At 40.1% G+C, this 26,360-nt stretch carries 23 protein-coding genes; 10 read left to right on the top strand and 13 right to left on the bottom strand.

Annotated elements, in window-relative coordinates; translation table 11 throughout:
- Positions 1-9: 9 nt before the first annotated feature.
- Together F886_RS09420 and F886_RS09415 are read right to left on the bottom strand one after the other, a co-directional pair.
- A complete protein-coding gene (locus F886_RS09420; protein WP_005304205.1) occupies positions 10-813 on the bottom strand; it encodes a thioesterase family protein in 804 nt (267 codons plus the stop codon).
- Between the two features lie 196 nt (positions 814-1,009).
- A complete protein-coding gene (locus F886_RS09415) occupies positions 1,010-2,812 on the bottom strand; it encodes an acyl-CoA dehydrogenase C-terminal domain-containing protein (protein WP_005304203.1) in 1,803 nt (600 codons plus the stop codon).
- A gap of 302 nt (positions 2,813-3,114) precedes the next feature.
- Between F886_RS09415 and F886_RS09410 the strand changes: the two genes are divergently transcribed.
- On the top strand, positions 3,115-3,564 hold the full coding sequence (locus F886_RS09410) for a PaaI family thioesterase (RefSeq protein ID WP_081402140.1): 450 nt from the start codon (positions 3,115-3,117) through the stop codon (positions 3,562-3,564).
- 20 nt (positions 3,565-3,584) lie between these two features.
- Here the strand turns inward: F886_RS09410 and F886_RS09405 are convergent, their stop codons facing one another.
- The 6 genes from F886_RS09405 to F886_RS09380 are packed head-to-tail and all read right to left on the bottom strand — an operon-like array spanning position 3,585 to position 10,038.
- The gene (locus F886_RS09405) at positions 3,585-4,802 is read right to left on the bottom strand and encodes an MFS transporter (RefSeq protein WP_005304199.1); all 1,218 of its coding nucleotides are present in this window, start codon (positions 4,800-4,802) and stop codon (positions 3,585-3,587) included.
- 18 nt (positions 4,803-4,820) lie between these two features.
- The gene (gene dcaP, locus F886_RS09400; protein ID WP_005304197.1) at positions 4,821-6,137 is read right to left on the bottom strand and encodes an outer membrane trimeric porin-like protein DcaP; all 1,317 of its coding nucleotides are present in this window, start codon (positions 6,135-6,137) and stop codon (positions 4,821-4,823) included.
- A 36-nt stretch (positions 6,138-6,173) separates the two neighbouring features.
- Positions 6,174-6,827, bottom strand: coding sequence for a 3-oxoacid CoA-transferase subunit B (locus F886_RS09395; protein ID WP_005304194.1), 654 nt, complete (start codon positions 6,825-6,827; stop codon positions 6,174-6,176).
- Positions 6,827-7,495, bottom strand: coding sequence for a 3-oxoacid CoA-transferase subunit A (locus F886_RS09390; RefSeq protein ID WP_000608703.1), 669 nt, complete (start codon positions 7,493-7,495; stop codon positions 6,827-6,829). Before F886_RS09390 ends, F886_RS09395 begins: the two co-directional genes overlap by 1 nt.
- Positions 7,496-7,542: 47 nt before the next feature.
- Positions 7,543-8,826, bottom strand: coding sequence for an MFS transporter (locus tag F886_RS09385; protein ID WP_212749661.1), 1,284 nt, complete (start codon positions 8,824-8,826; stop codon positions 7,543-7,545).
- Positions 8,827-8,883: 57 nt separating this feature from the next.
- The gene (locus F886_RS09380) at positions 8,884-10,038 is read right to left on the bottom strand and encodes an acyl-CoA dehydrogenase family protein (protein WP_005304187.1); all 1,155 of its coding nucleotides are present in this window, start codon (positions 10,036-10,038) and stop codon (positions 8,884-8,886) included.
- Between the two features lie 311 nt (positions 10,039-10,349).
- On the opposite strand from F886_RS09380, the gene F886_RS09375 reads away from it, so the two are divergent.
- The 6 genes from F886_RS09375 to F886_RS09350 all read left to right on the top strand — a co-directional run bounded on the left by F886_RS09375 (position 10,350) and on the right by F886_RS09350 (position 16,923).
- Entirely contained in the window at positions 10,350-11,138 is a 789-nt protein-coding gene (locus tag F886_RS09375; RefSeq protein WP_005304184.1) for an enoyl-CoA hydratase, read from the top strand.
- A gap of 29 nt (positions 11,139-11,167) precedes the next feature.
- Complete coding sequence (locus tag F886_RS09370; RefSeq protein ID WP_005304181.1) at positions 11,168-11,929, top strand: SDR family oxidoreductase; 762 nt, start codon at positions 11,168-11,170, stop codon at positions 11,927-11,929.
- A gap of 61 nt (positions 11,930-11,990) precedes the next feature.
- A complete protein-coding gene (locus F886_RS09365) occupies positions 11,991-13,514 on the top strand; it encodes a 3-hydroxyacyl-CoA dehydrogenase (RefSeq protein WP_005304178.1) in 1,524 nt (507 codons plus the stop codon).
- 14 nt (positions 13,515-13,528) lie between these two features.
- Positions 13,529-14,734 (top strand): 3-oxoadipyl-CoA thiolase, encoded by a 1,206-nt coding sequence (locus F886_RS09360; RefSeq protein WP_005304174.1) that lies wholly within the window; start codon positions 13,529-13,531, stop codon positions 14,732-14,734.
- Between the two features lie 109 nt (positions 14,735-14,843).
- Entirely contained in the window at positions 14,844-15,686 is an 843-nt protein-coding gene (locus tag F886_RS09355; protein WP_005304170.1) for an IclR family transcriptional regulator, read from the top strand.
- 64 nt (positions 15,687-15,750) lie between these two features.
- Entirely contained in the window at positions 15,751-16,923 is a 1,173-nt protein-coding gene (locus F886_RS09350) for an MFS transporter (protein ID WP_081402139.1), read from the top strand.
- 60 nt (positions 16,924-16,983) lie between these two features.
- On the opposite strand, the gene F886_RS09345 is transcribed toward F886_RS09350, so the two are convergent.
- On the bottom strand, positions 16,984-17,955 hold the full coding sequence (locus F886_RS09345) for an NAD(P)H-dependent flavin oxidoreductase (RefSeq protein WP_005304164.1): 972 nt from the start codon (positions 17,953-17,955) through the stop codon (positions 16,984-16,986).
- A gap of 230 nt (positions 17,956-18,185) precedes the next feature.
- Between F886_RS09345 and F886_RS09340 the strand changes: the two genes are divergently transcribed.
- Positions 18,186-18,995 carry an enoyl-CoA hydratase gene (locus F886_RS09340; protein WP_005304158.1) on the top strand — a complete coding sequence of 270 codons (810 nt, stop codon included), beginning with the start codon at positions 18,186-18,188 and terminating at the stop codon, positions 18,993-18,995.
- 64 nt (positions 18,996-19,059) lie between these two features.
- Here F886_RS09340 and F886_RS09335 read toward each other — a convergent pair whose 3' ends face one another.
- Both F886_RS09335 and F886_RS09330 read right to left on the bottom strand, forming a co-directional pair.
- Entirely contained in the window at positions 19,060-19,905 is an 846-nt protein-coding gene (locus F886_RS09335) for an IclR family transcriptional regulator (RefSeq protein ID WP_013198245.1), read from the bottom strand.
- 186 nt (positions 19,906-20,091) lie between these two features.
- The gene (locus F886_RS09330) at positions 20,092-21,309 is read right to left on the bottom strand and encodes a CaiB/BaiF CoA transferase family protein (protein WP_005304154.1); all 1,218 of its coding nucleotides are present in this window, start codon (positions 21,307-21,309) and stop codon (positions 20,092-20,094) included.
- A gap of 331 nt (positions 21,310-21,640) precedes the next feature.
- Between F886_RS09330 and F886_RS09325 the strand changes: the two genes are divergently transcribed.
- Both F886_RS09325 and F886_RS09320 read left to right on the top strand, forming a co-directional pair.
- Positions 21,641-22,792, top strand: a complete 1,152-nt coding sequence (locus F886_RS09325; RefSeq protein ID WP_005304151.1) for an acyl-CoA dehydrogenase family protein — start codon at positions 21,641-21,643, stop codon at positions 22,790-22,792.
- A gap of 61 nt (positions 22,793-22,853) precedes the next feature.
- Positions 22,854-24,104: an MFS transporter gene (locus tag F886_RS09320; RefSeq protein ID WP_005304148.1), complete on the top strand. Its 1,251-nt coding sequence runs from the start codon at positions 22,854-22,856 to the stop codon at positions 24,102-24,104.
- A 214-nt stretch (positions 24,105-24,318) separates the two neighbouring features.
- Here F886_RS09320 and phnX read toward each other — a convergent pair whose 3' ends face one another.
- On the bottom strand, positions 24,319-25,134 hold the full coding sequence (gene phnX / locus F886_RS09315; RefSeq protein ID WP_005304146.1) for a phosphonoacetaldehyde hydrolase: 816 nt from the start codon (positions 25,132-25,134) through the stop codon (positions 24,319-24,321).
- Positions 25,135-25,170: 36 nt separating this feature from the next.
- Complete coding sequence (phnW, locus tag F886_RS09310) at positions 25,171-26,358, bottom strand: 2-aminoethylphosphonate--pyruvate transaminase (protein ID WP_005304143.1); 1,188 nt, start codon at positions 26,356-26,358, stop codon at positions 25,171-25,173.
- Positions 26,359-26,360 lie beyond the last annotated feature (2 nt).

Below are 26,360 nucleotides of genomic sequence, written 5' to 3'. Positions count from 1 at the left end.
GCTTAAAATTTATTTAGCCATTTTACGTAAAGTCAAAATCTGCTCACTGCGTCCAAATGGACCATACACATCATGTAAAACCGCACTGGTTAAACCAATACCATCTGAGCCATATTGCTGAACAGTTTCCAGACCTAACCATTTACCTTTCGGATAACGGTGCATGTGAATCTGTAAATCAAGATTTGGAAAACCCCAAGTAAATTCACCTTCTTGTCTTGGTACAATCCCGTTTGCGGTATCTATCATGCCAATCAAATGGGCAAAATCTGTCGTCGGCTGCCCTTCAACCATTTCGTTATCGTTATTGAGCCAAACAATGCCTTTACCTGCGCGATGCTGATCATCAGTTTTAGTGACGAGTGTCTGGATAAAACCACCCGGCCATCTTTTCATACCTGTCCATTCTGTAAAGGTATCTGAATGGTGAACTGGTTGATCTTCAAGCCCAGCAATATCGGAACTATCTTGAGTACACATGCGCCATGCTCTAGCCACAATACAGGTTTTACCTTGGGCTTGCATTTCGGCTTCAATCAATTCAATGGTTTTACCGGCACGAATCACATGTGTCTTAATCGTAAATTCACCAAATGCAATTAGTCCAAAAATATCAAAACTAATTCGACCAATTCGCATATCTTGTCGCGGTGAAAACTGCTCTAACTCAGCTGCGATTACGCCACTTGCAGGCGCCATGTGCTGTTCATGAGGGTTCCAAGCCCCTTGTGCATGAACAGTTGAGCAATAATGAGCAATAACTTCGCCTTGAGGACCAATTGTTCTATTCAGTAATTGATAATAAGCATTCATGATTTTCTTTCCGTAGTCCTTGTCCAACATCTATATTTGATGAAAATTCACGTTTTAATGCTTATGTTAACCCTCTATTTATTTGGCTCAACTGGTTTTTCCTACCAAAAACTCATGAGTCTAAAATTACAAATTTAATCACTAGGTAAAATTTTGCATGTCAATTTCACCTAGTGATCTTAAAAATGCCTATTCACTAAAATGCAAAAGCATCTTGATCAAGTTCCATCACAGATTCAGCGCCAGACTCAATAGAAGCAGCATGGCTCTGTGTACGATGTAAAAGTTTTTGATAGAAAAACTTAGCTGTCGTTAACTTTGCTTTATAAAAAGCTTGCTCTTGTGTACCCGATTCTAATTTTTCATGGGCAACTTGTGCCATTCGAGCCCACAAATAAGCGAACACGACGTAACTAGAAAAATAAAGATAATCTACAGAGGCCGCGCCAATTTCTTCTGGATTGTGCTTCGCTTTTTCGGCAATTGTTGTGGTGAGCGATAACCATTGTTGCTTGAGTTCACCTAATTTTTCTAAATAAGGTTTCAGTGCTACATTTGCTTGATGTTGAAGAATGAATTGATCAATTAAATCCGTCATATTCTTTAAGAGCTTGCCTTCTAAATTTAAGACTTTACGTGCAAGCAAATCTAAGGACTGGATTTCGGTTGTTCCTTCATACAATGTTGAAATGCGTGCATCGCGTACAATTTGCTCCATTCCATGCTCAACAATAAACCCATGCCCACCAAACACCTGAACACCATGTTTTGCAGACTCATTACCAGACTCAGTTAAAAAGGCTTTAGCAATAGGCGTTAAAAAAGCCAGTAAATTATCGGACTGTTTTTGCTGCTCTTGATCGGCTGAACTTTCAACAATGTCTACATGTTGAGCTAGAAAATAAGCCAACGCACGTCCACCTTCAGCAAATGCTTTTTGTGTCATTAACATTGAACGCACGGCAGGATGCACAATAATCGGATCGGCATTCTTTTCTGGATATTTTGGACCAGATAATGAACGCATTGCGAGCCTCTCTTTTGCATAACTTAACGCGCCCTGAAATGAAATTTCAGAGGCAGCAAGGCCTTGTACTGCCGTGCCAATACGTGCCGTATTCATAAAGGTAAACATACAATTAAGCCCACGATTTTCCGGACCAATCAAATAACCTTGAGCACCATCAAAATTAAGAACACAGGTGGCATTTCCGTGAATACCCATTTTATGTTCGATGGCACTACAGACGACCTGATTGCGATCTTGCAAATTACCTTCATCATCTACATTAAATTTAGGCACGATAAACAAAGAAATACCTTTTGTGCCTGCGGGTGCCTGAGGTAGTCGAGCTAAAACAATATGAATAATATTTTCAGAAAGATCGTGTTCACCTGCCGATATAAAAATCTTTTCCCCAGTAATTGAGTAACTACCATCTGGATTTGGTTCAGCCTTAGTTCTAATTAAACCGAGGTCCGAGCCCGCATGTGATTCGGTTAAACACATGGTTCCAGTCCAGATTCCACTAATTAACTTGGTTAAAAACTGCTGCTTTTGCTGTTCTGTTCCGTGGTGTTCAATTGTTCTCATCGCACCATGAGATAACCCTTGATACATTGCCCAAGCCCAGTTAGAACCACACAACATTTCAGAAATCGCAATGCGTAATAGAGTTGGTAAGCCCTGCCCACCATATTCAGGGTCGGCGGTTAGTGAGGTAAACCCAAGTTCGGCATATTTTTGGTAGGCTTCTTTAAAACCTTTCGGTGTAGTCACTACGCCTTGATTTAAATGGCACCCTTCTTGATCGCCATTTTGATTAATAGGTGCCAATTCATTTTCACAGAAATCTGCTGCTGCCTCTAAATATTGATCAATTAATTCTCGATTTACGCTTTCTTGATATTTGCTTAAACGTTGGTAGTTCTGTTCTGTTTGAAGCATTTCATGCAAAACAAATTGCATATCACGTAATGGGGCTTTATATAAAGGCATAATTTTTTCCCTTTCGCTTCACTGTCTGTTTCATGCAGGCAGACATGTTTTTCCTTGAATAGACTTTTATTTTCAACTCAACCAAAATATCAAAAAATTTCTTATAGCAAAACTATTTTTCACTATTTTCATAAAATTTAACCAGTAAAAACATCCACCAAATATTCAATATATTGTATTTAAATAGTTTTATTAAATTAATGTGTATAGAAATAACAAACTGATTATTATTTTAATTTTGTACTGCAAAATATTATTCCGTAAAAAATCAATTTATAGTATTGTGATTACATTACTTAATCATCCAAGGACGATTTATGGATAGCCCGAAATACACAGGTCTTGAATTTTTAACAGCTTTAAAAAATGGTGAAGTTTCTCCATCGCCTATGGCTCACACCATCCCCATGGAACTCGTTGAAGTTTCCGAAGGTAAAGCCACTTATAAAGTTACCCCTAGACAAGAACATCGAAATATACAAGGCGGTGTACACGGCGGCTTTTGTGCTACAGCTTTAGATACTGCTACAGGAAGTGCTGCGCATACTCTACTCGAACATGGAGTTGGCTATGGGACTATTGATTTGAATGTAAAAATGATTCGTCCCATGCAAGTTGATACGTCTTACTACGCAAAGGCTGAGTTGATTAATGCGGGCCGCAATATTATTAGCACCGAAGGTAAAATCGTGGATGAAAATGGAAAAGTATATGCTTTTGCCACAGCCACATTAATGATTATTCGAAAATAAAAGCCCTGTTAAGCTCCTCCTTATGGAGCTTTTTCTTGCTTTGCAATTTTGTCCATTTCATAGAAATCTAAGCGATCAATCATAAAACTCACAATAGCCAAACTTATACCTAAAGCCACACAGGCTTCCCATCCCCAGTGTTTCCATGCATAAACTGCAATAAAAGAGCCCAAGGCCGCTCCACCGAAATAGAGCGTCATATAAATTGAGTTAATGCGGGAACGAGCTTGCGCGGAAATTCGATACACCAGATTTTGGTTGAGTACATGAAATGCCGACAGCCCAAAGTAAGCCATAATCACACCAACTGCATAGGCTACTAAAGATTGCTGTGCAAAAAATAGTGGTATCCATGCACTTATTAATAAGCCCATACAAATCACTGCAATTTTATTCTCAAGGCCTGCTGCAATTTTCTTACCTGCCCAAGGGGTCGCAAACACACCTGCCAGTCCAACAATCCCAAATAAACCAATCTGGAAATCGTTAAAGTGATATGGTTCATTCGCCAAAATAAAAGTCATGGTGGTAAAAATAAGTGCCAAAATACCAAAACCAATTCCTCCAGCAAAACCACGGCGAAGCAGATGAGGTTGATTTACAGCTAATGAAAACAATGAACTGTAAATTTGTAGAATATTGAGTTGATGGGATTTACGTGCAACCGGTAATTTTGACCACATGATCCAAGCAAAAACCAAAATGACGATGCCACTAATTAAATAAACGGCATGCCAAGACCAAACCGTAGAAAGTAAACCCGCAATAGAGCGCGCCAATAAAATTCCCAAAAACAGACCACTCATGAGAGTCCCAACAACTTGCGGGCTTTTTTTCGGACCTGCCAAACCTGCGGCAAATGGAACCAAAACTTGAGTTGCAATAGAAAAGAATGTCGCTAAAAAGGTAAAGCCATATAAGACTGGCAGGGTTTGGCTAAAAGAAAGCCCCACTTGTGCAAGCCCCGTACAACACATGAGCAAACAAATATAACTGCGCTTTTCAAAAAAGTCGCCTAAGGGAACCAATATAAAAAGGCCAACTGCATATGACAGTTGGCTAATCACAATAGTTAAAGCGACTTGATCGGCATTAACTTTTAATGCTTCAGCAATCGAATAGATTAAGGGCTGGTTATAATAGTTTGAACCCGCACAAATTCCACATGTCATTGCCATGATAAAAATAAAGCTTTTTGACAGTATATTTTCTGCATTGGGCTCAACTATTGTTTTCATCTTTAACTACGCCCCATTTTAGAATTTATACATCGATACAAAGTTTACACGTGATACATCAGCAGTTCTGCCATCAAACACTTCTCGTTTGCCTTGATGATATTCCATACCAATATCCATTTGCTCAATCGGTGAATAAAAGACGTTAGCTGCGTAGTCCGTTAAGCGTTTATTAGCATCTGGGTTGAGTTTGGCATAAGCCGTGTCGTCATCATAATCAAACATTGAAGCTGATAAGTTTGCACGCCATTGCTCATTGAATTTATATGAATAACCAATATTGATGCTATTCAACTTATTCATAACCAAATCTGTTTTGTCTTCGCTTAAAGAGAAATCACCCGCGGCATTTAAACTTGCTGAATTTGCCAAGCCGCTTTGGGTGGTATACGGCATAAATTTTTGATCGCCGACAATATATTGATAATTTGCTTGTACCGACTGCTGAGGTGTTAATTGATATTTTAAGCCGCCTCCAGCACCCCAGCTTACTTTCTTAACCGTGGCAGTTGCGACATCTGCGGATTTTTCATTAATAAAACCTTGAGCAAGTGCCGTTAAAGGCCCTTGTTTAAAGCTATAGCGACCCGTTAAAGTTGGAAATGCCGAGACTCTCGAACCTGTATATTCCAAGGCTACTTTTAAATCATTATTGGCATCAATTTTCCAGTCATAGCGAATTTGTGGAGTACGTGTATAAGAAGTTCCAACAAATTGGGTGTAATCGACAGCTTCTGTACGCGTTTCCATGTTTGACATGAGTGACCATGTTTGACCAAAAGTCCAGTCTTTATAAGTGAAAAAAGCATGACGGATACGAAATTTACCATCCCCCGTTCCCATGTTAGAGCTATCAAAGAAATCGGCTTCAATATTTCCCGTCACAGCTTTATTTGGGCTATTAAAATAAACACCTAATCGGCTTGCATTAATCATGGCATCAGAACGTGCATGGTTTGAACGTTTTTCACTTTCAAAAGGTGTTCGGTACAAACTGCTGGTCGTTCTACCGCCCGAGTCTGGTGATGATTTAAAATCGACCGCTGCATCAATACGGGCAATACCGTAAACCTTAACATTATCCGTCCAAGTGACCCATGAAGGAGCAACTGGCTTTTCTGTTACCGTTGCTTTAGTTTTTTCGATATTCTCTTCGATCTTAACCTGTTTGACCTGTAAATTATTTTGAGTTTGTTTCTGAGCAGCAAGTTCTGCTTTTAATTTTTGCAGCTCGGTTTCTAGCAAATTAATTCTTTGTTCTGTGGTGTCTGAAGAATTTGCAAAAATAGTCCCTGAAGCCGCAGCGCAAGCTGCGGCTAAAATTAATTTTTTCATCTTTTAATCCTTAAAGAAGCATTTTTCCGTGTGTATTTAGGCTACACGTGCATCGATTAGTTCACAGTCTGTGACTGCTTGTAATTCATCAAAACTTAGGCCTTCCACCATTTCTGTGACATAAGCTTTTTGGTCTTTGAGTTCAATAATGCATAAATCTGTATAAATACGATCTACACACTGCTCACCCGTCATTGGATATGTAATTTCCTTTACAATTTTGGGCTCACCTTTTTTGGTGACATGCTCCATATAGACATAAATCGTTTTTGCGCCGACTGCCAAATCCATAGCACCGCCAACTGCGGGTACATCATCTGCTTTACCAGTATGCCAGTTTGCTAAGTCTCCATTTACCGCAACTTGGAATGCCCCAATTACGCAAATGTCCAGATGGCCGCCACGCATAATGTCAAATGAGTCACCATGATGCATAAAACATCCACCATCTAATAAAGTGACAAGTTCTTTTCCGGCATTTACTAAGTCTTCATCTTCCTCACCAGGTTGTGGTGGTGGACCAAAAGCCAAGACACCATTTTCCGAATGTAAAAAGATTTCTTTGTCTTTTGGCAAAAATTTAGCAACGTTGGTCGGCAAGCCAATCCCTAAATTGACATAAGAACCTTCTGGAATGTCATTGGCGATGAGTTTGGCAATATCTTCACGAGAACGCTTTTGAACTGACATTAGATATCTCCTACTTTTACAACGTGCTGAACAAAAATTCCCGGTGTAATAATGCACTCTGGGTCAAGCGTTCCTAGCTCTACGGTATCATTCACTTGAACAATGGTGGTCTTGGCAGCTTTTGCCATGATCGGCCCAAAATTGCGGGCTGCTTTGCGGTAAGTTAAATTACCCCAGCGGTCAGCTTTATCGGCATAAATCAGTGCAAAATCAGCTTCGAGTGGATATTCAAGTACATAGTTTTTACCGTTAATGGTACGAGTTTCTTTGCCCTCGGCAACTTTGGTGCCATAACCAGTCGGAGTAAAAATAGCACCGAGACCCGCACCTGCTGCCTGAATACGACAAGCCAAATTACCTTGCGGAACCAGTTCTAACTCAATTTTTCCTGCGCGGTATAAGTCTTGAAAAACGGTTGATCCAGCAGATTTTGGAAATGAACAAATCATTTTTTTAACACAGCCAGCAATAATCAAATTTGTTAAACCACGATCACCAGAAGCCGCATTGTTATTTACAATGGTGAGTTCTTTTTTCCCTAAATCAATTAAGGCTTCAATTAATTCAGCAGGTTGCCCTGTCACACCGAACCCACCTGTCATGATGGTTGCTCCATCAGGAATAGCTTTTAAAATCGGTTCAATGTCACTGGTGATTTTATTTATCATCTCACTTGTCCCTTTTCATCCTTAATTTAAGGTGACAGATTGATCTGTCACTCTGCCTTTTGCGGGTTAAATAGTCGGTCTTTAATAAATAACAATGGAATTATCCCGCAGATAAAATAAGCCGCAGCCATCACCAAAAGCCCTAAGCCAATAGAACCATTTTGCGATAGAAAACCAATTGTTAATGGAGAGAAAATAGAAAGTACTTTGCCAATGTTATAAGCACCACCCACTGCCGAACCTCGAATTGAAGTCGGGAAACTTTCCGTCATATAGGTGGCATTAATTGCGTATGGAATACCGTAAAGGAAACCGAAGAACAGCATCATCCATAAAATGTTGGTTGGTGTATTTAAATAGACAATCACTGGAATAAATAAGGCTGTACCAATGGTTCCGAAAGCGAATACAGCACGGCGGCCTAATTTGTCGGCAACGATCCCTGCAATTACTTTGGCAAACATCATAATCAGGAAAGTACCAACCATATACATGGCCATTTCTTTAAATTTGATGCCAAGATCAGACTCTAAATAAGCTGGTAACCAGTTACTTACGCCGTAATAACCAAACTGCAACGCACCTGTACTAATAATCCAAAGAACAAACATGGTGCCATGTTTCTTATCTCTTAAAATTTCAAGATATGGGTTTTGACGTTTTTTAGGTTGGTTACTTTGAGCGACCTCTAGCGCTTTTAATTGACGTGCTTTTTTCCAAGACTCAGGTTCAGGTACACAAAAGTGCATTAAAATTGACAACACTACAGGCGTAATTGCAATCCAGTATAGGAAACGCCAGCCGTGTTCAGGAATAATATGTCCTGCTAATAAGGTCGCTAGCAAGGAACCTAAGGTATAACCCGTCATAAGGGTAGCCAAAACAGTCGAGCGATGTTTGGTTGGCACCATTTCTGACATTAAAATATTACAAGCAATATAGAGCGCACCTAAACCCATCGCTCCAAAAGTTCTTAAAACTGCAAATTGCATATAAGAATCAGTAAAACCCAGTGCGCTGGTTAAAACTGAAGAATAAGCAATAAAGAACACGATAATGCGGACCCGCCCAAAACGGTCACAAGCCCAACCACCAATCAGGCCACCAATTGCTGAACCTAAAAGTGTTAAACTGCCTAATGTTCCAGCTTGCACACCCGTTAAATGAAATTCTGTTTTAAGACTGGTCAGGCTTAACGCCAAAAAACCTAAGTCTGCCCCATCACACAACAATGTTAAAAAAGCGAATATAAATGCGGTAATCCAAATCTTTTTTGGTGTCTGGATAGCTTCACTGCTAGCCGTATTTTGTGCAACTGTTTCTGTTGTCATGTCCATATCCTCAGAAGGAACATGAGGCATCCAATGCCTCATGGCATTTGTTTTTTATTAGGTAGTAGCTTCCCTAATCATGTTTTTGGCAATAATAATTTGTTGAACTTGCGTGGTTCCTTCATATAAACGGAACAAACGCACATCGCGATAAAAGCGCTCAATGGCATATTCACTGATATAACCCGCTCCACCGTGAATCTGTACACAGCGGTCAGCAACGCGTCCGCACATTTCAGTTGCAAACATTTTTGCGCAAGACGCTTCTGTACTAATGTTTTCGCCATTATCACGGCGGCGAGCTGCATCTAAAACCATACATTTAGCTGCATAAATCTCGGCCTTTGAGTCAGCAAGCATCGCTTGAATCAACTGGAAGTTTGCAATAGGCTGACCAAACTGTTTACGCTCAATCGCATAGTGCAATGCGTCGTTTAACATGCGTTCGGCAACACCCACGCTATAGGCACCAATGTGCAAACGCCCTTTATCAAGCACTTTCATGGCCGTTTTAAAACCGACACCTTCTACCCCACCGATGAGTGCAGAAGCAGGCACACGGCAATTTTCAAAAATCACATCACAGGTGTGCGAACCCTTTTGCCCCATTTTTTGGTCAATTTTGCCTAACGTAATACCCGGTGTATTGGCCTCAACTAAAAAAGCTGAAATGCCACCAGACCCTTTAATTTCAGGATTAGTTCGAGCCATTACGGTAAAAGTTGCAGCATGAGGTGCATTGGTAATAAAACGTTTGGTGCCGTTTAATACATAAAAATCACCATCTTTTACGGCACTGGTTTTTAAAGAAGCCGCATCAGAACCAGATTCAGGCTCGGTTAAACAAAATGAACCAATAATTTCGCCACTCGCATAACGCGGTAAATATTTTTGCTTTTGCTCTTCTGTGCCATCGATCAAAATTGCACTTGAGCCAATACCGTTATTAGTACCAATTAAAGAACGGAAAGCCGGTGAAGTTTGTCCAAGTTCAAATGCAACTCTGACTTCTTCTTCCATGGTGATGCCTAGGCCGCCATATTCTTCGGGAATTGTGAGGCCGAACAAACCAAGCTCACGCATTTGCTGCACAATGTCATCTGGAATTTTGTCTTTCTCTACCACTTCGTTTTCACGAGGGATTAATTCATTTTTTACAAAATCTCGAATTGTTGAAAGTAACTGCTCCAACATCCCTTCATCACGGATCATCTGTGATCTCCCTTTTTATGTATTTCCATCGTACCCATCAGCTATCTCCAGCTTGTCTGGATACCATGTTTTAAATCTTGTTTACTGCGGATGTGTTTCATAGTACGAGAACGAAAATACAAATTTCAAGCTTTTTTGAAAATTAATTTCGTTAAACGAAATTTAAAAATACACCATTACGTAATATCAAACACTTATCTTATTTAATAAATCATAATTGCTCTAATGGGCTAAATAAGACTTGAAATAAATTCCAAAATAAGCATCATAAAAGGAATATAGTTTTGATGTGCGAAACAAGGAATTCAAAAATGAGTGTATCAATAGGGAATAATTTCGTAGAAGTCGACTTTTCTATTCAAAAAATAGCAGTTGTTAAAATTAACCGACCTGAAGCAAAAAATGCATTGAATACAGAGGTTCGCAAACAACTAGCGCAAGCTTTTACCGAATTAAGTTTTAACGATGAGATCAATGCGGTTGTGCTCACAGGTGGTGAAGAAGTCTTTGCCGCAGGGGCAGATCTAAAAGAAATGGCAACTGCAACTTCCACAGAAATGTTATTGCGTCATACCGAACGTTATTGGAACGCGATTGCTCAGTGCCCTAAACCTGTGATTGCTGCTGTAAATGGTTATGCATTGGGTGGTGGCTGTGAACTTGCAATGCATGCTGACATTATTATTGCAGGTAAAGGCGCAACCTTTGGTCAACCGGAAATTAAAGTCGGGTTAATGCCAGGTGCTGGTGGTACACAACGCTTATTCCGTGCTGTGGGTAAATTTCATGCCATGCGCATGATTATGACGGGTGCCATGGTGAAAGCCGAAGAAGCTTATACCATCGGGCTTGTTTCACAAGTCACAGAAGATGACCAAACTATTCCAACTGCGATTCAAATGGCGCAAAGCCTTGCAAAAATGCCTCCTATTGCCCTGCAACAAATTAAAGAAGTTGCCTTAATGAGCGAAGATGTTCCATTAAATGCAGGCTTAACGTTAGAACGAAAAGCATTCCAGTTACTGTTTTCTACCGAAGATAAAAATGAAGGTGTTCAAGCTTTTATTGAAAAACGTAAACCATCTTATCAAGGTAAATAATTTAAAACCATAATAACAAAGGAATGAAAATGGCCAGAAAAGTATTGATTAGTGCAGGTGGTTCAGGGATTGGACGATGCATTGCCGAGGCATTTTTAAACAATCAGGATGAAGTTTTCGTTTGTGATATTAATGCTAAAAGCCTAGAACAATTTCAACAAGATTATCCAAAGCTGCACATATATACCTGTGATTTAGCTGACCATGAGCAAATTAAACTGATGTTTAGCCAAGCAATTCAGAAACTTGGTGGTATTGATATTTTAGTCAATAACACAGGCATTTCAGGCCCGACCGTTGCAGCAGATGAACTAAGTTTTGAAGATTGGAATACGGTCATTAATTTAAACCTGAATAGCACTTTTTTAATTACCCAGTTAGCAATTCCCTATTTAAAGCAAGCACAGGCAGGCGTAATTATTAATATGTCGTCTATTGCTGGCCGCTTAGGCTATCCATATCGATTGGCCTACTCCACTTCAAAATGGGGACTGATCGGTTTTACCAAAACGCTTTCTATGGAACTTGGTGCAGACAATATTCGAGTAAACGCTATTCTTCCGGGTGCAGTCGATGGTGATCGGGTTCAACGCGTATTACAGGCCCGCGCCGATGTAGCAAATACCTCACTTGAAGAAGTGACTCAAAATGCGCTGAAAAATCAGTCGCTCAAATATTTTGTCAATCCAAAGCATATTGCAGATTTATGCCTGTTTTTAGCATCAGACAGTGGTCGCTCAATTTCAGGTCAAATCTTACCGATTGATGGTGATAAACAATGCTTAAGCTAAATCACCAAACCCTATTTTTCCGTTTAATTTCAAATATTGATTAATCATCAGGATGATCGACATGACTTATGATATTAAAAGCATGGCTGTGATTGGTGTCGGTATTATGGGCAGCGGTATTGCTCAAATTGCTGCGCAGTCAGGTCATACCACTTATTTATATGATGCCAAAGCAGGTGCAGCGGAACAGGCTAAAGAAAAACTGGCTGCTACATTTCAAAAGTTAGTCGACAAAAATAAAATTACACCTGAGCAAGCAGCTCTGGCAAATAGCCATTTAGTTGTTGCTCATCAAATTGAAGATTTAAAAAATTGTGACCTCATTGTAGAAGCAATTGTTGAACGCCTCGATATCAAACAAAACTTGATGCAACAGCTTGAAGACATTGTTTCGGATAATACTATTTTAGCCTCAAACACCTCTTCTCTTTCTATTACAGCCATTGCGGCGAACTGCAAAAAACCTGAACGTGTTGTGGGCTATCACTTCTTTAATCCCGTTCCACTCATGAAAGTGGTCGAAGTCATTCGTGGTTTAAAAACAGATCCACTTATTATTGATGCTTTAAACGATTTATCTCGTGCATTTGGTCACCGCCCTGTTGTAGCGAAGGACACCCCTGGATTTATTATTAATCACGCGGGCCGAGCTTATGGCACCGAAGCACTCAAAATTTTAAATGAAAATGTCTGCGACATCAGTGAAATTGACCGAATTTTACGTGACGGCGTTGGTTTTAGAATGGGTCCTTTTGAATTACTCGATTTAACTGGTCTTGATGTTTCTCATCCAGTTATGGAGTCGATTTATCATCAGTACTATGAAGAAGCCCGCTACAAACCAAACCCGTTAACCAAGCAAATGCTTGATGCCAAACAACTTGGACGTAAAGTCAATCAAGGTTTTTATAACTATGAAACCGGTTCAAAAACAGGTGAACAACCTGCCAAATTTGTAGAGCGTTTAGCACAATATCCAAAAGTTTGGGTAGCTGCCGATTTCCCTGAAGATAAGAAACAACTCGAAGATTATTTAACTCAGCAAAATATTGCCCTAGACGCTAATCCTGAACCACAAACAGATAGCTTATGTTTACTTGCTTGTTACGGCGAAGACACAACCCAAGCGGCGACCCGCTTAGGAGTTAACCCTGAACATGCTGTTGCTATAGACATGCTTTATGGCATTACAAAGCATCGAACCTTAATGCCATCACTTATTACCAAACCTGAATACCTACAAGCCGCTCACTCTATTTTCAATCTAGATGGAAATCTGGTCAGCATGATTAATGAAAGTATTGGCTTTGTTGCTCAGCGTGTTTTAGCGATGGTGATTAATCTAGGCTGTGATATTGCCCAGCAAAATGTTGCAACAGTAGATGACATTAATGCCGCGGTTCGTCTTGGCTTAGGCTATCCATTTGGTCCAATTGAATGGGGCGATCAAGTCGGCAGCCAAAAAATCTTACTCATTCTGAACCGTATAACAGCGCTTACGCATGACCCACGTTACCGCCCTAGCCCGTGGTTACAGCGCCGTGTCGCACTTCATTTACCTCTTACTTTTACTCACGAGTCTTGAAAAGGAATTTCTCAATGTTAAATGCATATATCTATGATGGTTTACGTAGCCCATTTGGCCGTCATGCAGGTGAACTTGCCTCAATTCGCCCTGATGATTTAGCCGCAACTGTCATTCAAAAACTACTAGAAAAAACTGGTGTTCCGGGTGCTGATATTGAAGATGTGATTTTAGGTGATACCAATCAAGCAGGTGAAGACAGTCGTAATGTGGCGAGGAATGCTTTATTACTTGCGGGATTACCAGTCACTGTGCCAGGCCAGACAGTAAACCGCTTATGTGCTAGTGGTTTAGGTGCTGTGATTGACTCAGCACGTGCTATTACTTGTGGTGAAGGCGAACTCTATATCGCAGGTGGTGTAGAAAGTATGTCACGTGCTCCCTTTGTAATGGGCAAAGCCGAAAGTGCTTATAGCCGCGATGCAAAAATTTATGACACCACCATTGGCTCTCGTTTTCCAAATAAAAAAATTATTGCTCAGTACGGCGGCCATTCAATGCCTGAAACAGGCGATAACGTTGCAGCCGATTTTGGTATTAGTCGTGAGCAATCAGACTTATTTGCAGCTCAATCACAAGCCAAATATCAAAAAGCCAAAGAAGAAGGTTTCTTTGCTGATGAAATTACTCCAATTGAAGTTTTCCAAGGCAAAAAATTACCGCCCAAACTCGTTTCAGAAGATGAACACCCTCGCCCAAGCTCAACTGTTGAAGCACTCACAAAGTTAAAACCACTCTTTGAAGGTGGCGTGGTCACTGCTGGTAATGCCTCAGGTATTAATGATGGTGCAGCAGCCCTGTTGATTGGTTCAGAAGCAGTAGGTCAAAAATATAGCCTAAAACCAATGGCAAAAATCTTGTCAGCAGCCGCCGCCGGTATTGAGCCACGCATTATGGGTGCAGGTCCGATCGAAGCCATTAAAAAAGCAGTTGCGCGCGCGGGGCTTACTTTAGATGACATGGATATTATCGAAATTAATGAAGCTTTTGCTTCGCAGGTTTTATCTTGTTTAAAAGGTTTAAATGTTGATTTTAATGACCCACGTGTGAACCCAAACGGTGGTGCGATTGCAGTTGGTCATCCACTGGGTGCCTCTGGCGCTCGTCTTAGCTTAACAGTAGCTCGCGAGTTAATTCGCCGTAAGAAGAAATATGCTGTGGTGAGCCTATGTATTGGTGTAGGCCAAGGTCTTGCGATGGTGATTGAAAACATTTCATAACCATTGATCCAGATATCCATTCATCACAACAGCGCAGTGATGAATGGATTTATTTTGCATAGCGAAATATAATGGCAAAACTATTGCTTTAATTATATTTGAGGATCGAATGTCTCAAAACACGGAAACTGAAAAACCAATAAATTTTGATGAGATACGTTTAGATCCTATTTCGCATATACATCGGGAAAACAACCCGCAATTTATTGCTTCTTTAGCGCGCGGTTTAGAACTTTTAAGATGCTTTTCTGCAAATAATCAGGTGCTTGGTAACCAAGAATTAGCAAAAATGACGGGGTTACCTAAACCGACCATTGCACGAATTACCAATACCCTTGTGTCATTAGGCTATTTAAAACAATTGCCTAACTCAACTAAATACACATTAGACATTGGTGTTTTATCTTTAGGATATGCAGCACTATCTAACATCTCAATTCGTAATATTGCTCATCAATATATGGATGAGTTGAGTCAGTATGTTCAGGCCCCTGTGGCAATGGCAACGCGTGACCGCTTAAATATGGTGTATATCGATGTTGTGCAAATTGAAACAGCCTTAAATATGCGCCGACCAATTGGCTCAACCTTACCACTGCATAGTAGTTCAATGGGTCGAGCATGCTTGGCTGCGACCCCTGAACGTGAGCGCAACTTTCTACTTGATGCACTGAAACAAAAGAACCCTGAAAACTGGCCAGCCATAAAACGCTCTTTAGAACGAGCTTTCCGTGATTACCAAGATTATGGATATTGTTTGTCTTTAGGCGAATGGCATAAAGAAGTGAACTCGGTGGCTGTACCTTTGGTCAGCTCCAAACATGGTCTTTATGTTTTTAACTGTGGTGCGCCAAGTTTTCATTTAAATCCAGAAAAACTTGAAGGTGAAATTGGACCACGTTTAATCCACATGGTGCACAATATTCAAGATGCATTGAATGAAACGCACTAATAACCATACTTAAAAAAGTCATGGTTGTGTTGATTAAAGTTCCTCTTTCATTATGACTATAGGCATGATGAAAAACGCACTCTATACCCCAACCATTATTTTAATGGCAATTGCAGCAGGCATTTGTACAGGCGGAAATTATTTTAGTCAGCCACTTATTCATTCAATTAGTGTAAGCCTAAATTTAACTGAAACGACTACAGCATGGGTGCCGACTCTAGCCCAAATCACCTACGCATGTGGCTTACTTTTCTTAATGCCATTAGGGGACATAATAGAAAAGCGCAAGCTACTCTTTGTTTTTATGTTATTGGCTTCAAGCGGATTAATTATTAGCGGTTTTTCGCACAACATCTATCTTTTACTGCTTGGCACCGTCATTACTGGTCTATTTTCTAGTTCAGCCCAACTGTTATTACCTCTTGCTGCAAGTCTGGTTCCGATTCAACAAAGCGGCCGTGTGGTTGGCTTTTTACTGAGCGGATTGATGATGGGTGTTTTACTAGCTCGTTCCCTTTCAGGGCTGATGTCTACGCTTTTCGCTTGGAATATTATTTATCTAGTCAGTGGTTTTCTATTACTTGTTATTGCTTTTATTTTGCATCGTAATATCGGGCTATTCCCACCGACTAAATCTGAAAATTATGCGAAAACCATTCGTTCTTTACCACAGATTTTTATTCAAAGTCGACGGTTAAGAACCAGAACTTATATTGGTGGTTTTACATTTGCATGTGTGAGTTTAACCTTTACCACCATGTCGTTGCTTCTGGCTCCAGCGCCTTACTTTTTTAGCGACTTTACCATTGGGCTTTTCAGTTTTGTTGGGGTGTTAGGAACATTTGTTGCCAATTTTTCAGGTAAATTTATTGACCAAGGCTATATCCATAAAATTTCAATTTATTGTGGCCTCGGGCTTATTGTAAGTTGGATTCTTTTTTCACTTTTACCCTACCATTTTGCTTTTTATATTATTGCCTTACTTATTCTCTACGCTTCTCTTTCTGCTGTGCATGTCACCAACCAAAGTATTGTATTTAAACTTAATCAAGAATTACGCTCACGGTTTAATGCGATTTATATGACGGGTTATTTTGCTGGCGGCGCTTTAGGCACAACGGCGGGAAGCTACACTTGGAAACACTTCGGATGGTTTGGTGTCTGCATTTTAGGCTTAATTTTTGCCGTTTTATGTCTTTATTATTGTATGCGTGATGCAAAAGATCAGCACAATTAAAACTTGTGCTGATCTTATATAAAGTATGCTAATAGTTAATTAGAGGAGCTAGATTAAGTTCTATAAAAGCCCTAATAATCGACCACGAATAATGTCTTCTGCATCTTTAACAATTCGGCTAACCAGTTCATCGCATGTCGGAATATCATGAATCAAGCTTGCGACTAAACCACATGACCATGCACCTGCATTAACATCGCCATCAATCATGACTTTTGGATAGACGCCCGCAACTTCTTCGATAATATCTTCAAATTTAATGTTATCGCCTAGCGCTTTTTCTTTTGCCACGATTTTTTCTACAGCCGCATTATTCATGACACGTTCTGTATTTCGCAAAGCACGCATAATTAAACGCGTGTCTCGTTCGGTTGCATTCAAAATCGCCTGTTTCACATTTGCATGTACGGGAGCTTCCTGAGTCGCAATAAAACGCGTTCCCATGTTAATTCCATCAGCTCCCATCGCTAATGCAGCAGCGAGTGAGCGTCCGTCTGCCATTCCACCTGAAGCAACAAACGGAATTTCTAATGCATCGGCTGCTAAAGGCAATAAAATCATATTTGGCACGTCATCCTCACCAGGATGCCCACCACACTCGAAACCATCTACAGAAACCGCATCACATCCAATTTGCTGAGCTTTTAAGCTATGTCGAACCGAAGTACACTTATGAATTACTTTAATACCAGCAGCCTTTAAATATGGCATCACCTGTTCAGGATTACGCCCTGCTGTTTCTACAACCTTGACTCCACCTTTAATAATTGCCTCTACAAAACCCGGATAATCAGGGGTATTCACCGTAGGCAAAAAGGTTAAATTTACCCCAAAAGGCTTATCAGTCATTTCTCGGCAACGTGCAATTTCTTTTGCCAAATTTTCAGGTGTACGCTGAGTTAAGCCAGTGATAATGCCTAACCCGCCCGCGTTAGAAACCGCAGCAGCCAGCTCTGCAAAACCAACATAATGCATACCACCTTGAATAATTGGATGCTCGATTTCAAATAATTCTGTAATTTTAGTCTTCATATTCTTTCCACTCACTTTTCTATAGCTAGCTTCTCATTTCCTTAGCAAAGCTAGATGTTTATTTACGCATAAATTCTGCCGTCATTTAAAGTGACCCAAGGTAAAAATTCCACAATACAAAATTTTATACCACAATATAAAACAAAATAATTGATAACGGAATTATTTTTCGATAGCATTATTTTAATGAGTTTAATTTTTAGACAGAAAGTTATTTAAAGGAATGAATGATGGAGCAGGACAATAAAACTCAAAATGAGCTAAAAACAGGCACAATCCATGAGTGTTTAAATAAACATATACTAACGCTTACCATGAGCAACCCTAGCAAAAAGAATGCGATTAACTATGAAATGTATACGTCCCTAAGTCGGGCATTAGATCAAGCTGCAACAAATCAAGATGTTCATGTAGTTGTGCTTGCTGGTGAAGGTTCTTCGTTTACCAGTGGTAATGATGTCAATGCATTTGAAAAACGCGACGCATCAAGTTCAGAACCACGCGCTTCGATTGTTTTCTTAAAAAGCTTAGCAACGTTTCCAAAACCGATTATTGCTAAAGTAAATGGTGTGGCAATTGGTATTGGCAGTACTATGCTTCTACATTGTGACCTTGTGTATGCAAGCCAAGGCTCTATTTTTCAGTTTCCCTTTGTGAATTTGGGACTTGTACCTGAAGCGGGTTCAAGTTACATCTTGCCAAGATTATTGGGCTTTGCTCGAGCTTCGGAAATTATTTTACTGGGTGAAAAATTTTCGGCAGACCAAGCAAAAAATTATGGCTTGGTGAATGAAATATTTGAAGCAACTGAGCTAGATCAAATAGTTGACGATGTGGCAATTAAACTTGCTCATAAACCAAGTCAAGCCTTACAACTGAGTAAAAAATTGCTAAGAGATATGCCAATCGATGATCTACTCAATCGTATTGACCATGAGTCGACTATTTTCTCACACTGTTTACAGGGTTCCGAGTTTAAAGAAGCATTAAGTGCTTTCAAAGAAAAAAGAAAACCGAACTTTCACAGCCAAACAGTCTAGATACACCCACTAAAAAGCCAGCATTGAAAATCAAAGCTGGCTTTTTTAAGTGAATCAGATAAGTTTAGCTAATCTCGGTACGAATATTATTCACCATGTGTAAAAGACGCGGTGCAATATCTTCTTCGAGTTTTTCACGGTTCATAATGAAACTTGGACCACCACAGTTGAACACCAGTAAACCATGTTGTTCATGAATGAGTGGAACAGCAACCGAATTGACATCTTTATGCCATTCACCGATTGAAAAACAGTATCCAAAATCTTGGTAGTCTTTAAACGCTTTGTCTAGATCACGGTTAATTTTAATCCAGTCTTCTTTGTGCTTGCTACGAATAGCATCAAGTAAAAACTCTCTTTCGTCTTCAGGCATTGCAGCTAAACATGCACGCCCCATAGAACTTAAATGAATCGGTAAATAGGTTCCAACTTGACGGCGCATGGTCATATTGCCTTTGCCTTGTACCACATCAAGATAAATCATGTTCAATCGATCGCGTGTTGCCATGGCTACAGCAGCGCCAGCATAGTCTGCCAAATTTTTCATATATGGATGAGCAATAGAACGAATCGATACGTTAGACAGCATGGAATAACCAAATGCAAGAACCCCTACTGAAAGCTGGAATTTGCTTGAGTTAGGCACTTGTTTGATATAACCCAAACGCGACAAGGTATGTGTAAGGCGAGTAATGGTTGGTTTTGGCAAACCTGTCATCTGAGCAAGCTCTTGGTTACCCAAATGCTGATGCTTCGGTGTAAAACAACGTAATAGCTCTAAACCACGTGCTAATGCAGTAATAAATTGGCGATCATTTTCATCCTGCATGTCTTCAATCGGATGTAATAATTCATGCCTTAACGGCGCTAATAGTTTTTCTGTCGGTTCTGCATCAACTGCATCGTTCATTGTCATACCAATCCATATTTTGTTTCGCACTGCGAAAATTATAATCTATTTTTTCTATAAATAGCAAAAGAGCAAACATCCGAGTCTGCATCTAAAAGATAACTTCATTTAACTCATTAAAGCGAAAGATTAAATATTTTATTTTCTGATTTTAAATATAATTTTAACCTTCCGCTTTTAAGCTACCTACCCAATTACACCCTTTTCTTTAAGCTCTGCTAACTTTTCTGAAGAAACTACTCTTCCCAAAACCGCCTGCGTATGTTCACCCAATAACGGAGGAGCTGTTTTGTATTCAACGGGTGTTCTAGAAAGTTTGATTGGCGAGCCAATTACCTTCAATTTCTCACGTTGAGGATGATTCATCTCGACTAACATTTCTCGGGCAATTACTTGCGGTTCTTGAAAAGCTTGTTCCAAGTTATTAATCACACCGACGGGAACTTTAGCCGCATAGATTGCATCTACCCATTCATCTGCTGTTTTTGTTAAAAAGTGAGTTTGTAAAATTCCGATAATTTCTTCACGATGCTTGATTCGGTCTGCATTTCGGGCAAAACGTACATCATTTGGTAAATCGGGCAACCCAATACTACGACAGAGTTGAATAAACTGAGTGTCATTTCCACATGCAATAATAAAATCACGGTCAGAAGCTTTGAACACTTGATAAGGCACAATATTAGCGTGTGCATTGCCATAACGTTTAGGGATATTTCCTGATGATAAATAATTCATTCCCTGATTCGCCATTGTGGCAATTTGAACATCAAGCAAAGCCATATCAATGTATTGGCCTAAACCCGTCACATGACGGTTGAGTAAAGCAGCCTGTATGGCAATCGTAGAGTAAAGACCAGTGGCTAAATCGGAAAATGCGACCCCTACTTTTTGTGGTCCACCACCAGGCAAATCATCACGCTCACCTGTGACCGACATGAGTCCGCCCATGCCCTGAATAATAAAGTCATAACCGGGCTCTTCTGCTCTTGGGCCAGTTTGGCCAAAACCAGTAATCGAGCAATACACCAGTTTAGGGTTAATCGCAGATAAAGACTCGTAATCCAAACCGTACTTTTTCAAAGAACCCGCTTTGTAGTTTTCGATCACGACATCGGTGTCTTGAATAAGGGCTTTAATCAATTCTTGACCATCAGGACTGGCAATGTCGATAGCAACAGATAGTTTATTGCGGTTAGTAGACTGATAATAAGCAGCTTCTTGAGTATCTTGGCCTGAGTCATCTTTCATCCAAGGTGGCCCCCAAGAACGGGTATCGTCACCGACTTTCGGTCGTTCAATCTTGATTACTTCTGCGCCTAAATCGGCAAGAATCTGTCCACACCAAGGCCCAGCCAATACCCGACTTAAGTCAAGCACCCGAATTCCATTTAAAGCACCCATCTTCATCCCACTATATTTTGTGACTTATTTCCTATAGGAAAACTTATCCATTTAAAATTTCGCATAGCGATATATATTTTTAATATACACAGGTCTTATTAAAAATCAAACTATAATTTTCCACTAAAAATAATGATTTTTTATAAGAAAATATAGCTTAAATAAATCAATAAATTAGCCAAACATAAATCAACAACAAAGTATCGCATTGCGAAATTAATTTTCAAAATATATTGTTTTGCGTTCATCCTTTGATTACTATCGCTTCAAATATTGGTGATTTTACGAACATCACATTGATGTTTTCTGCATGTAGTAAAAGGACGAGACTATGATTCGTGATCAGGAAACCTTAGATCAACTTGTTGATATGATTCGACAATTTGTTGAAGGTGTATTAATTCCTCATGAGAATGAAGTCGCTGAAACGGATGAAATTCCTCAAGATATTATTGAGCAAATGAAAGCTCTCGGTTTATTTGGTTTAACCATTCCTGAAGAGTACGAAGGTCTTGGACTGACAATGGAAGAAGAGGTCTATGTGGCTTTTGAATTAGGTCGTACCTCTCCTGCTTTTCGCTCTCTCATTGGAACCAATAATGGCATTGGCTCAAGTGGCCTGATTATTGATGGTACTGAAGCACAAAAATCATTTTTCTTGCCGCGTTTAGCACGTGGTGAAGTGATTAGTTCTTTTTGCTTAACCGAACCAGATGCGGGTTCTGACGCTGCCTCTTTAAAAACCAGCGCACTAAAAGAGGGTGACTTTTATATTTTAAATGGTACCAAACGTTTTATTACCAATGCTCCTCACGCTGGTGTATTTACAGTCATGGCACGTACAAACCCTGATATTAAAGGCGCTGGTGGCATTTCTGCCTTTATTGTCGATAGCCAAACTCCGGGCATTTTTCTTGGCAAACGCGATAAAAAAATGGGACAAAAAGGTGCCCATACCTGTGATGTGATTTTTGAAAATTGTCGCATTCCAGCCTCAGCGCTCATTGGTGGTGTTGAAGGTGTTGGTTTTAAAACGGCCATGAAAGTACTCGATAAAGGCCGTTTGCATATAGCTGCCTTGAGCGTCGGTGCAGCAACCCGAATGCTAGATGATTCTTTAAATTACGCCATCGAACGCAAGCAATTTGGACAACCAATTGCTGAATTCCAACTCATTCAAGCCATGCTTGCCGACTCAAAAGCTGAGATTTATGCCGCTAAATGTATGGTCTTAGACGCTGCACGCCTACGTGATGCAGGACAAAACGTTAGCACTGAAGCCTCATGCGCAAAAATGTTTGCAACCGAAATGTGTGGCCGCGTTGCTGATCGCTGCGTACAGATTCATGGCGGTGCGGGCTATATCAGTGAATATGCGATTGAACGTTTTTATCGAGATGTCCGTTTGTTCCGCCTTTATGAAGGCACGACCCAAATTCAACAAATGATTATTGCCCGAAACATGATTCGCGCTGCGTCTTAATCAAATTTTAAGCACTTCAAAACGACTTGAAGTACTTTCAATCAAATGTAGGTAATGGATTATGGCTACAAATTACAAAGAAGGTCTTTCTCGTATACAGCCTCATACGTGGAAAATAGCATTTATTTTTGCATTTCTAGCACTATTGGTAGATGGTGCAGATTTGATGCTGCTGTCTTATAGCTTAAATAGTATTAAGGCAGATTTTGGATTAAGTTCAGTACAAGCAGGTATGCTTGGCAGTTTTACACTGGCAGGTATGGCTGTTGGTGGAATTTTTGGGGGATGGGCGTGCGATAAATTTGGTCGCGTCCGCATTGTTGTTATTTCTATTTTAATTTTCTCACTCCTCACCTGCGGCTTAGGTTTTACTCAGAGCTTTCTTCAATTTGGTATTTTAAGATTTTTTGCATCACTTGGTTTGGGTTCACTTTATATTGCCTGCAATACCCTCATGGCCGAATATGTACCAACACGTTTCCGTACAACAGTACTGGGCACACTACAAGCTGGCTGGACCGTAGGCTATATTGTTGCGACTTTGCTTGCAGGTTGGATTATTCCTGATCATGGCTGGCGCATGCTGTTTTATATTGCGATTATTCCCGTTGTTATTGCTGTGCTCATGCATATTTTAGTACCCGAACCAGAAGCATGGCAAAAGTCTCGACTTCAACAACCTATTTTGGCTCAAAACGCATCGAAAACTTCGGCATTTAAGCTTATTTTCCAAGATAAACGAAACCGCAATATGTTTATCTTATGGGCTTTAACAGCAGGCTTTTTACAGTTTGGCTACTATGGCGTAAATAACTGGATGCCGTCATACCTTGAAAGTGAACTCGGTATGAAGTTTAAAGAAATGACTGCCTATATGGTAGGTACATATACCGCCATGATTTTAGGTAAAGTTCTTGCGGGCATGATGGCAGATAAATTAGGACGTCGTTTTACCTATGCTTTTGGTGCAATCGGTACTGCTATTTTCCTACCTCTAATTGTTTTTTATAACTCACCAAGCAACATTCTATATTTATTGGTCACCTTTGGTTTCCTCTACGGCATCCCTTATGGCGTAAATGCAACCTATATGACCGAAAGCTTTGCAACTGCCATTCGCGGTACAGCCATTGGTGGAGCTTATAATGTCGGACGTTTAGGCGCTGCGTTAGCCCCTGCAACGATTGGTTTCTTAGCCTCTGGCGGCTCAATTGGGTTAGGTTTTGTCGTGATGGGTGCTGCCTACCTGATTTGTGGTGTGATACCAGCCCTATTCATTAAAGAAAAATTATATGACCCTCAAAAGTCATAAATAGATCTATCAAATAGGTCATATGCCTATCTGGTTGATAGTGCTAACGATCGAAACATGTGTTTTAAATCGTTAGCCAAAAATAAGGAATTTACTCATTAAAGTTAATCCTTATTTTCAAATATGTAGAGTTTATTACTCTTCATTTTAATTTTTTAGGTAAGCGTAGCTCCCAAGGGAGCTACGCTTAAAAATATATAGACCTAAACTTTGTTTAAGGTCGTTCCCCTTGCCCTAAACGGCGTTCAATATCATCTAAAACATTTGGCAAGTCAGCGACACTATCAATAACATAATGAGCGCCCGACGCATTCATTTTTCGATAGGCCTTATCTTTTAGCACAATCTGTTCATCAGCCGATAACGTGCTCCACTCTTCATAGCTTAAACCAACTTCATTGCCGCTAATTGCAAGCCCTACTGTCCAGCATCCTGCGTTTAAACCTTCATCAATACCCACCACAGTATCATCTACTTTTACAACAGTTTTGATGTCCGATACGTCGAGTTGAATTAAGTTCTTCCATAGCATTTCAGGATATGGACGGCCATATTTCACGTCACTGGCAGTGACAATGCAATCCGGTCGATAGCCCTGATCAGCAGCATCTTTAACCAAACGACCAATCATCATGGATGCATAGCCCGTGTTACTTCCAATTTTTGCACCACGCTTTTTAATATTTTCAAACGTTTCCAATGCCCCCGGAATTAAAGCCGAGCATGTTGGAATCGAATCTAATTGATAAGGAATAAAGTCTTTATATAAACGGTCAATATCTGCTTCAGTTGCAGGCTTCCCATATACTTCCTGCCATGCAGCCGCTACACGTGGCATTTTTAAAACTGCTGCAATATGGTCACGTTTTTCTAAACCCATTGGGGCACGCGCTTCTTCAACCGTAATTTCAACTTTATTGTCTTTAAATAAAGCCATAAAAGCTAAAATTGGTGCACGTGAGCCAAAATCTACAGTTGTGCCAGCCCAGTCAAAAACCACAGCCTGAATTTGTGTATTGTTGGTCGTCATGGTGTATTCCCTTTAATCCAAATATTTTAATAAAAGTTATGCTGTTACAGCTTGATTGAGATTGCTTTCGCAGTAGCTGGCAATCGCAGCAAGAAGTCCTTCAATGTCTTGAATATAAACTTCGCCAATATTGCCAATACGGAAACAGTTGAGATCTGTGACTTTGCCCGGATAAATTACATAACCTGATTTTTTCAACGTTTCATAGAATGACTGAAAGCTAAATGTTTCAACTGTTGGGTAAAGGAATGTAGTGATAATTGGTGATTGGGGTGCTTGATTGCCCAATACCAATTCAAAACCAAGCTGTTGCATACCTTGCGATAAGGTTTGTTGGTTTTGTAAATAACGTTGATAACGTGCAGCTACTCCGCCCTCTGTCTCAAGCTCAAGCAATGCTTGATAAAATGCACGTACCACATGGGTTGGCGAGGTAAAACGCCATTTACCGTTATGCTGCTCCATTGTGTTCCACTGGTCATATAAATCGAGGCTAACCGAACGTGCCAAACCTTTACACGCTTCTAGGCAATCCCGTTTCGCCAAAATGAAACCAAAGCCCGGAACACCTTGAATACATTTATTCGCACTTGAAATTAGAAAATCAATTTCAAGCTCAGCCATATCCATTGGCACTCCACCAAATGAACTCATCGCATCTACAATCCAGATTTTTCCTGCTGCTTTCACCAAACGGCCAATGTCTTGAATCGGGTTTAAAATACCTGTGGTGGTTTCGCAGTGCACACAAGCAACGTGGCTAATGGTCTGATCTTGTAAAACACCTTCAATCTCTTGCAAATCTGGTGACTGGGTTTCTAAATAGTTCAGTTCTACAACTTCAATATTTAGGCAACGCGCCATTTGCACCATGCGTGCACCGTATGCGCCATTATTAATAATTAAGATTTTGCCATTACGCGGAATAGCTGAACCAAGCACAGACTCTACGGCAAAACTACCACTGCCTTGCATTAACACAGCCGTATATTTTTCAGATTGACTGGTTGCCAAGTTGACCAGTCGATTACGAATATCTTGTACCAGTGAATTATATTCTTGATCCCAAGTACACCAGTCTTTTTGCATGGCACGGCGTACTGTTGCCGATGTTGATAATGGTCCTGGAGTAAGAAGCAAATACTTGTTTTCTAAATCCATATCGAGTTGGGGTTGCATGTTCATAATGTTACTCATTTCTTTCGCGTTCATTTCAATATACATCA

The organism is Acinetobacter sp. NIPH 542 (assembly GCF_000369825.1).
GTDB lineage: Bacteria > Pseudomonadota > Gammaproteobacteria > Pseudomonadales > Moraxellaceae > Acinetobacter > Acinetobacter oleivorans.
Note: the sequence above shows the minus strand (reverse complement) of the source record. Positions and strands in the feature narration are given on the sequence as shown.